At 61.0% G+C, this 8,943-nt stretch carries 8 protein-coding genes; 4 read left to right on the forward strand and 4 right to left on the reverse strand.

Features of this window, described 5'->3' with window-relative positions; translation table 11 throughout:
• Positions 1-90: 90 nt before the first annotated feature.
• The 3 genes from AC1Q5P_RS16550 to AC1Q5P_RS16560 are packed head-to-tail and all read right to left on the reverse strand — an operon-like array spanning position 91 to position 6,284.
• A complete protein-coding gene (locus AC1Q5P_RS16550; protein ID WP_492519533.1) occupies positions 91-4,929 on the reverse strand; it encodes a hypothetical protein in 4,839 nt (1,612 codons plus the stop codon).
• On the reverse strand, positions 4,929-5,969 hold the full coding sequence (locus AC1Q5P_RS16555) for a hypothetical protein (protein ID WP_492519534.1): 1,041 nt from the start codon (positions 5,967-5,969) through the stop codon (positions 4,929-4,931). Before AC1Q5P_RS16555 ends, AC1Q5P_RS16550 begins: the two co-directional genes overlap by 1 nt.
• A 9-nt stretch (positions 5,970-5,978) precedes the next feature.
• Entirely contained in the window at positions 5,979-6,284 is a 306-nt protein-coding gene (locus AC1Q5P_RS16560) for a hypothetical protein (RefSeq protein ID WP_492519535.1), read from the reverse strand.
• A 567-nt stretch (positions 6,285-6,851) separates the two neighbouring features.
• Here AC1Q5P_RS16560 and AC1Q5P_RS16565 point away from each other — a divergent pair.
• Positions 6,852-7,136: a hypothetical protein gene (locus AC1Q5P_RS16565; RefSeq protein ID WP_492519536.1), complete on the forward strand. Its 285-nt coding sequence runs from the start codon at positions 6,852-6,854 to the stop codon at positions 7,134-7,136.
• Between the two features lie 3 nt (positions 7,137-7,139).
• Here AC1Q5P_RS16565 and AC1Q5P_RS16570 read toward each other — a convergent pair whose 3' ends face one another.
• Positions 7,140-7,367, reverse strand: coding sequence for an XRE family transcriptional regulator (locus AC1Q5P_RS16570; protein ID WP_492519537.1), 228 nt, complete (start codon positions 7,365-7,367; stop codon positions 7,140-7,142).
• A 150-nt stretch (positions 7,368-7,517) separates the two neighbouring features.
• On the opposite strand from AC1Q5P_RS16570, the gene AC1Q5P_RS16575 reads away from it, so the two are divergent.
• Genes AC1Q5P_RS16575 through AC1Q5P_RS16585 form a run of 3 tightly spaced genes read left to right on the forward strand, consistent with a single transcriptional unit; the run spans position 7,518 to position 8,891 of the window.
• Positions 7,518-8,054 carry a hypothetical protein gene (locus AC1Q5P_RS16575; RefSeq protein ID WP_492519538.1) on the forward strand — a complete coding sequence of 179 codons (537 nt, stop codon included), beginning with the start codon at positions 7,518-7,520 and terminating at the stop codon, positions 8,052-8,054.
• 30 nt (positions 8,055-8,084) lie between these two features.
• On the forward strand, positions 8,085-8,531 hold the full coding sequence (locus tag AC1Q5P_RS16580; RefSeq protein WP_492519539.1) for a hypothetical protein: 447 nt from the start codon (positions 8,085-8,087) through the stop codon (positions 8,529-8,531).
• A 3-nt stretch (positions 8,532-8,534) separates the two neighbouring features.
• The gene (locus tag AC1Q5P_RS16585; protein WP_492519540.1) at positions 8,535-8,891 is read left to right on the forward strand and encodes a hypothetical protein; all 357 of its coding nucleotides are present in this window, start codon (positions 8,535-8,537) and stop codon (positions 8,889-8,891) included.
• The last annotated feature ends 52 nt before the right edge of the window (positions 8,892-8,943 follow it).

The following is an 8,943-nucleotide window of genomic DNA, read 5'->3' on the forward strand; positions in this document are numbered from 1 at the left end:
CGTGGCATCGGGTTGCTCGGATTTATGTGCGCTTAGTCGGTCATTTTCAAGCGATATAACGAGATCGTTATCTATTTCTTTGGAAGGCGCTTACTGCTTAACGGGATTGCGGATACCTGCCGCCTTAGCCCCACCGATGGCAGGCGCGCCATACCAGTCAGGGAAGATCGTATGCAGATGATCGCCCTCATCGAGGAACACCGCATCGCGCCGGTAACGCTTCACCTGCGCTTTGAGCCAGCCCATTGACTTGCCTTTTGGCGGAACCAGATCGAGCGCGGAGCCGTCGAGGTGGGCGCTATTGTCCGCAGGCTTGTACCCACGGCGGCGCATGTCCTCCTGATAAGCTTGCGTTCGGAAACCGGACGTAATGCCAACGCCGGGAATGAGCTTCTCCAGATCACCCACAACGTCAGGCTGTTCCATTTCCTGCCCCGGCCATTGCTCCGCAGGCTTTGACCCGCCGAAAGCTTCCCCTGGCCACTGGGGCGCGCTTCCCCCGCCCTGGTCCATTTCAGCCCTTGCGCTCTTTCGCGCAGCATCCACGACCTTGCTGACAGCTTTTTGCTTGCCTTCGTCATCGAGGGTGCGCCAGCGCTCAGACTGGACAAGCTGCGAAATTCCCGAATAGGCGCGCTGTCCTGAAACCGCGTGGTAGCGGTCATACTGTCCCGGCGACAGTTCCACACCGCCCACGCGCCTTTGAGGCAGGCCTACGCTAACGCCAGCCTTGGCAAGTTCCCGGTTAACGGGATCGTCCTTCGCCGTGCTGGTGTAGATGGGCGAGACGATATCAGGACCAACGCCCCCTTCGCTGACAATCTCCCGACCCCAAACGTCACGCTTCGGCATGAGGCCATCCGTTAGGCCAGGTATGCGAGCCTGCACGGCATCGCCCATCGTTTCAGTCTTGCGCGCAGTTGGGTCCATAACCCGCGCCACCTGACTTGCACCGGTGGGCACAGCCAGCGAACCGGAAAGCCGTTGCATCATGTGGTCGGCATTGCGTTCAGGATCTTCGATTGTGCCGATCATGTCTGACACGCCCGACAGCCAAGTCTTGTTTGCGAGGTTGCCCATGATCGACGCAACAAGCAGCGTTGTCTGTTCCTCGCGCTGGCGCTCGCTCATGCCCTCAGGCAACAGGGCAAGGTCGGCAGCAACGCCCAACGTGGTCGAGAAGGGATCGAGGCGCTTGTAGCTATACCACTTGTCCCCGACCCGGATCGAGTAAGGCTGGAAGCCGTCAGCATACAACAGACGCGCCTTGCTCTGGTCGGTCGGTGCCGTGCCGGTGATCTTGCCTTGCAGCGCCAGCTCATAGATCGCCATCCCGACGCCAGTACCCAGCAGAGCACGAGACACGGCGAGGTCACGACGCGCGCCACCGGCAGCGAAGTCTGCCCGCCATTCTTTCAACAGCGGTGCGGCAGGCGAACGCTCAGCAGCATACTTGAGCAGGTTCGTCGGCGTGCGCACAAAGGGAAGGAACAGCTTGAGCGCAGGCACATCCTGCGTAAGCGCCGAAATCTTCGAAGCAGCCGGACCAAGCTTTCGCTGGAAAGTCAGATAGCGGGCATAGTCCATCGACCTTTCAAGCATTTCCGGCGTCGGCATCTCGACCAGCTCGGCAATGCGTGCTTTGGCCGCTTCACCCCGCAGACCTTCCTTGCGCGCGATCCGAACCGCCTCGCCGTTCAGTTCCATGCGACGGGCAATGCCCTTGAACAGTTCATCCTCAGCCGTCAGCAGGCGCGTCGGGATGCGGACGATCTCGCCCTTCACCCCTGAAATTGCCTTCATGCCTTGGCCTTCAACCTTGGCAACAAGGTCTGACGGTTCGCCAGTGCGCAGCGATTGACGGAACAGGCGCAGGCCTTCCTTGGCACCCTGCAAAAGACCGAAGGTGCGCGCCCCCACTTCGGTCATCGTAACCGCATCAGTGTTGCGCCCCTTGAAGCGATCAAGCGCGCGGCGAGGAGCACCCAAAGCAGCAGCGGTCAAATGCTCGGGCACCTGTGCAAGTGCGGTCAGCGTGTTCGAGGTGATGTTGACCGCGTGCGTTTGCGGACCCGACAACAGCGAATTGACCCACAGTTCGGTGAGCTTGTCGCGCAGCTTCGGCTTGGTCGCAGCCTCGGCCAGCACGTTGAAAACACCCGGCCCGCTCTCGACAGCATCAAGCAGCGTTTCCGCAGCGTCAATTGTGGCACGCTTCCCGCCGTTGCGATTTATCATCGCCGTCAGCACATCCTTACGGACAGCGCTGCTATCGGCCATCATCCGAAATTGCTGGAGCGCGCGCCCGGCTTCCGCCGTCATGCCCGAAACCTGTTCCTGTATGGCAACATGGCGCGCAAGCTTGCGCTGAAATTCAGCCAACACATCATCGCCCGGTTCATCCATGCTCTTGATGCGCTTGGCGGCGTTGACCAGTTCGTTGCCCGACTTGGCGAGGATCTGGCGCGCGGCTAGCGCCTCCTCTGCATTCAGAGCCTGGCCCTTGCGACGGGCCAACAGCGCGTCAGGCGTCATCCCAAGTTCACCGGCAAGACGTTCGGTTTCCGCCTGGGCGATCCGGCCACGCGTAGCGGCATCGAACCCGCCCACCCGGTTGTTCACCTGCGACAGCGCCCGCGAGATATCCTGCGGCGTATCCAGCTTGTTGAGGTTGATGTTGCCGGCAAAGTCGGGACCACCGGCAGGCCATTCCTCAAAGGCTTCAGGCGGCGCGAACGGCTGTTCAGGACCGGCAGGCACAGACTTGTCCTGCCACACCTGCCCGACTTCCGAACGTAGCGCGTCGAGGTCTTGGCGTTCGACCTTGGCACCGTAGAAGCGATCAATTTCCGCAAAGTCTTCCGGCAGGAAGTGGCGCTTCCACCCCTCTTGCGTGCCCCGCAGAGCATCGAGGAACGTGTTTACGTCGGGGCGCTCGGTATGGTCGGGGAAATAGCCCGCTTCCCATGCAGCTTGCGCCGCATCATCTAGCTTCATGCCGCTTTCGTTGTTCACGAGCGGACCAAAGCGCGCTTCCTGCCCGACGAAGTCCATACTGGACCGGCCTCGGTTGTTGAGCCCCATGTGCGCTAGTTCGCCGCCCTGATCCCGCAGGCCACCACGGAGGCGCAGCCAGCCCACCAGATCGACCGGGCCAGTCTTGGGCACTTCGGCACCGTTCCAAGTGCGCAAGGTCTGCTTGGTCAACTCGCCGCGTTCGTTCGGAGCCTTGGCAGGGACATAACGTCCAGCGTCAATTGCCGCCGCTTCCTCTACGGAGCCGACCTGATTGGACGGGATTGGCACCACGTCACCCGGTTGAATATCGGCAGCGCGAAGCTGTGTTTCCGTCATCGGCGCATCTATCCGCGATGCACGCGGAGCGAACAGGTAATCAGGCTGGCGGACTTCCTGCGATACCGACGCACCGGTTTCAGCAGGCATCGCGGCGTCATTTTCCTTTCGTAAACTTTCCAGTTCTAACTTTAGTTTGCTGGTGGTGGCCGACTCGATTGTGGCGCCCCCTATCCCGTCCTGCCTTGTCGGGTTGCCAACACCAGCATCTCCCAAGCGCTCCAGATCGTCGCCAGAGAGCGGCGCAGAGCTGTCACCGGCAGGTGGCACCAGTTCAGGGCCTGACTTGCCCCGCACCCACCGCCAGCCCTTTGCAATGTAGGGCGCAGCGGCCTCCAGAGCCTTCCCGCCCAGCACGGTTGTAACCACGCCCACACCGGCACCAATGGCACCAGAGGCTAGACGTTCGGGAATGCTGCCATGCTGACCAAGACCGGAAATGCCGCCATAAATGCCCCCGAATTTGACGAGGTCAGCAGCACTGCGAACGCGCCCAACCGGCACGACAAGCCCACCGGCAATCTCGGAATAGAACTTCGCATCGGGATGCGCCTTTTCGTCAAAGCCGGTGATGGACTCATTCTGCTGGAGGTTGTTGGCGTAGATGTCACCAAAGCGCCTATCGCTGTTCCAGACATTCTCTCGACCTGGCGTTGCGCCGAAGCTGTCAGGGAACGCGCCCAGTTCTTCGAGCATGTTCGGAAGCACGCCATTAGCGAAACCACGCGTAGAGGCCCCCAACACACCATCGCCCGGGTCAGTCAGCACGCGCGGCGCATCGCGGTATTCGAAGCCGGGGCGCTGGCCGGTCTTGGCGAAATAGTCGCGTGCGGCCTGCGCGGTCTTCACGTCGAGCATCGCGCCGCCCTTGTCGCGCATGAACGTCTCGACCTGATCCAGCGGAATTGCCGGGTTATAGATCATCTCCAGCGCTTGCTGTTCGACTTCAGGACGCATCCCCGCCCATGGCGTCGGATCGCGCGCACCAACCGCCACAGTCTCTCGCTCAGCCAGCGGATTGCGCCGGTAATCGGTCGGGTCTTGGAACGCTGTCTGATGCATCCCACGCCGGTTCTGGCGTGCCTGCCGCTCCTCTTGCAGGTAATCGAACCGACGCTCTGGATCGTTCGCCATGTAGTCGGGAGCCGCCAGCGCGTTGCCCGTCGTAATCTGCGAACGGCCAAGGTCGAGACCATCGACGGAAACAGGAGCCACAGGCCGACCGTAGGAGACACCCTGAATGTCACCAATCAAGGCGTTGGGCTTGGTGATCGTTTCCAGCGACAGGCGCGCATTCTGTCCGATGGGCACCGGCCTGCCCTGACTGTCCAATCCCTCTTGCCGCAGTTCGGGCGCATCGGCACCGTAGAGACGCAAGGCACCGCCCGAGACAGTGCGCAGCGTATCGCCGTCCACAGCCTCACCAGACAGCACCGGAGCGGCTTGGCTGGCGTCACCCTGCCCACGCTTCCCCTTGCGCTTGCCAGAGCGCTCAGGCGTCCCCGGCCATTCAATCGCGGGTGCATCTTCGGCCCCATCGTCAACCGGTGTTCCCGGCCAAGCCTGCGTTGCCATCAGCGCACCATCACCTTGCCGTCAGGAGTGACGTAGCGCGCGCCCTTGGGCAGCTTCATGGCTTCGGCGGGGCTTGTGACCTTGACCGGCGCAGGGGATCGACCGCCATCTAATCCACGGCCACCGCCCGAACGAGTGCTGTTGTTCCGGTAGGTGTTCGCTCGGTCCCTCGCGACGTCGATGCGCGCCTCGTTATAACGGCGCTGGTCGGCTCTGCGTTCTGTGCGGTCGGTTATTAGACTGTCGGTGTTGCGGTCCTGGCGCGCATTGTCCGCTTCGATGTTGTTCTCTTGCAGGAAATACGAGAGCTGATCCTTTGCATCCATCGCCCGAAGCCGCAGATCGCGCAGCGCTTCCTCGCCGGGGAACTTCGGCGGCAAATGGTCGGTAAGGTTCACACCCAGCGGTTCGACATGGCGCTGCACATCTGCAAGTGCAGCAGCATATCCGGCCTCGTCCTTGACCCCGGCAAGGCGAGAGACCGCCATACCGTATGCGTCCCGCTCCAGCTTGAGACGGTCTACCGCCCGGTCGCGCATTTCGCTTTCAATGCCGAACGCAGCCTTAGGGTCTTGCCTCAGCATCTCTAGAAACGCCGCATCGGCATCACTGTTTGCATTGCCCAGAATCTTGAAGTCGGGATTTTGCTGCGGCGGCTGTCCACCTTGTGGCCCGACCGGGCGTGCCATTTCTGGACCCCCTAGCGGCACGGTTGAACCGTCTATGCGCCTATTGCCAGGAATGCCGTCACCGAAACCGGGCGTTCGCCCCGCCCCCACGCCGGACAATGCCCCACCGCGTCCCATGTAGCGGGCAGCAGCTTCGCCGAAGCTCTTCTGTCGTTCATGCTCTTGCAGCTTCAGTGCAAGCTCAGGCTTCATCGGAAGCAGCGCGCTCGCAGTCTCCATATTTGGGTTAGCGGCATAGTGCGCCAGCGCGCTCTGTTCGCGATGCTTCACGATGGCATCGCCGATCTTCGCCCCGAGGGACAAAGCGTTCTGAAAGCCCTGCTCAGCCCCGTTGATACTCCAATCGATCATATCGCCCCCTTAGTGCAGTGCGGGTTGAACGGTGCCGGTCGCAGTCGCTTGCAGATCGGTCACGACGAGAAGCGCAAGGGCGGTCCACCCATGCGGAGAGGTCAGGAGGGGCAGGCAGGCATCAGGAACCCCCGTAAGCGCGTTGAACGCCTCGTCGGCACTGAGATTGCTGGTCTCTGCGATGGCCCGCGAGAGGTGCGCGGCAGAGGTCACAAGCGCCCAGCGCTCGACTTCTGCTTGGTAGGCGCGCTGCTCCTCCTGTTCGCGCTGGATCGCTTCGGAAACGATTTCCCCTAGGAGCGCGAGGGCGTCCACTAGAGGCCGACCTTTTCGCGGATGATGGAACGGAGATATTCACTCACCGAGCAGCCCGAGGCACGGGCACTTTCGCTCAAGGCGGCGACGACAATTGCATTGGCGCGGAACGCCACAAGGGCGTCTTGTACTTGGTTTCGCACGACAGTCCTCACGACGTTGTGTTATACCGACGTATAACAGCGACACGGCAAAAGTCAAGGATTCACAGGCGTTTCAGGCAAGCGCTTGCCGAATCGTTCTTGGTTAGTTCACGGTCCCTCGATGGGATCAAAGCGCCTCGACAACGTTGCCGACTATCGCCGCCACGGCTTTGATCTTCAGGTGCAGTGCGCCAATTGCGGGCACACCAAGCGCCACGCGGCGGAAACCATCCTGGCACTATGCAATCGGCGCGGATGGTCGAAGCAGATGATGCTGCTCGAACCCAGGTTCAGATGCAGTCAGTGCGGAAGCAGGTCTGTGCGATGTGGACCGCTGGAGCGGGACGATCAGACACGTTGACCAGTAAAGGCGCTAGACAGGTCGGGAATTGACGGCGGCACCGTGGCAGCGCACTAATCACTAATGCGCAGACTCGATCCAATCGATAGCAAAAGCGGATTTGTTCGCTTGATTGAACGGTGGAAACGCGGAATTACTGCATCAATCATAGTGACGCTTTGCGGCTTGGCGGGTCTGTTGGCGTATGGCGTGGCAGACGCGGTGCTAAGCCTTGTTTCGCTCAATCCCCTGTTAGAGGCTGCTTTGACATTAGGCGTCGGCGCTACGGTCTTCCTGTGGTTGCTTGGCGACCGGGAGACGCTCCGGATTATCGGGAACATTAGCAAGATTGCAGATACGACTGATTGATAACTAGGCAGGCTTTGCCGGGTACACCCCGCCAGCATAGACGCCTTTGTCGATCATCTTGGCACCAGCAACCTCTAGCGCCGTCCTCATAGCCAAGATTGCGCGATCCCCCACCGGTTCGCCAAGTTCAAAGCGGGCTGCAGTTGCACGCCCTACGCCCGAAGCGGCAGCCAGATCGGTTAGGGACCATTTCAGGCAGGCCCTTGCCATGCGCGATTGCTCAGAAGTCATTTGATAACAATAGTATCACTACGAGGTTGACGCAACCCCCTTGCAAATGATAACAATGTTATCACCAAGGCCAGAAGCCAAGGCGGTCAGCCGGGAAGGTGGAAGCTCCCCAAGCTGACCTGATCCAACCCTACACGAGAGGGTAAGACTATGACGACTGATAGCACGGTTGCGCCGCGCGCGCACGCCATCGACCCCAAAATGTTCTTAGACTACTTCACCGCCTGCGGAGGTGGCTACTGCCTCACTCCCGACCGCCAGCTTTGGCTTGGCATCCTACAGACCGGCACCAGCAACGCAGACCGAAGCATTGCCACACAGATCATGCGCGAGGTGACACCCGCCGATGCCGAACGCATCAAGGGCTATTTGATCGCGCGGGAAAATGGCGAGAACGAGATGGCGGATAACTGGTCTGCTGCAATGAACCGCTTCCGCATCGCGGAGCGCGCGTATCAGGACTGCGCTTCCGCCGAAGTGGTAGACGATGGAAAGGAAGACGAACTTTGCGACATCGAATGCGATGCACGTTGGGCACTGATGAGAATGCCCGCGCCAGATCGTGCGGCCCTATTGTGGAAGCTGGAGTATCTTCTCCAAGGCAGCAACGGATCACTTGACCCTTACACGCTCGAAAACGTGGCGCAGACCGTCGAAGACATGCGCCGCTTGCTGGTGGAGGGCTGAGCCATGGACCGCACCACATTCGAAGAGGCAATGTCGCGCTACCTGTTCGCCTTGGAGCGCCTGCACACCGAGGCCGACCAGAGCGACGAAATGAGCGGATTGCTCACGGACGCGCTGTCCCGCGCCGAGGACGCGGTAATGTCGAAGCCAGCTCAAGGCATCGCTGATTTGCGCGCCAAGGCCGATATCCTGTTCTGCGATGCAGACAGCCTGCCCAAGGATCAACATATTCTCGCATTCTTCAAGGATCTGATCCGGCTGACGGGCGACACCCCTTCACGTGTGTTCGATCCCGCGCGCTGGCTAGCATGGTTCCAGCGCTGCGGAGGTAGCTGGACCGTCCAAGACGGCAAAGCGTGGCTCATGTGGCCCGAGACCGACAGCATCAAGGCCTGCATGACGGAACTTGCCATGCGTGGCGGCAAGGCGGCGGTCATGGACCTGATCCGCGCTCGCCACGAAGCGAAGGAGGCGTGACCGATGGCAACGCTTCACACCTTGGGGAGGCCTTCGGGCCTTCCCCTCTCGCTGCTGTCACAGGCTATCCACCGGCTTTCGCGCCATGAGCTTGAGGACCTGGCGCAATCCCTGATCGATCATCTCGACGCGGTTGACGGCGACCCCGATCTTGAGGACGACGACCCCGCAGGCCAGTGCGACGAGGACGGCGTAAACACTGGTGACGGCTTACTCTGGCAACATGGCAGACCGCTTGGCGGGCCGGGTTGCATGATCTCCGACGACGACTGCGACGAGGGCGGCGCTCCTGCAAGATACGGTGAGGACCAAACGCAGCCGCCAATCGGCGCATGGGGTGTAGCGCGACATCGTCGGTGACTGGTCAGCGACATTGATGGTGATGTGTCAGCGGTGACGTTGGGGATAGTGT

Source organism: Novosphingobium sp. GW835-FHT14H07 (genome assembly GCF_058793515.1).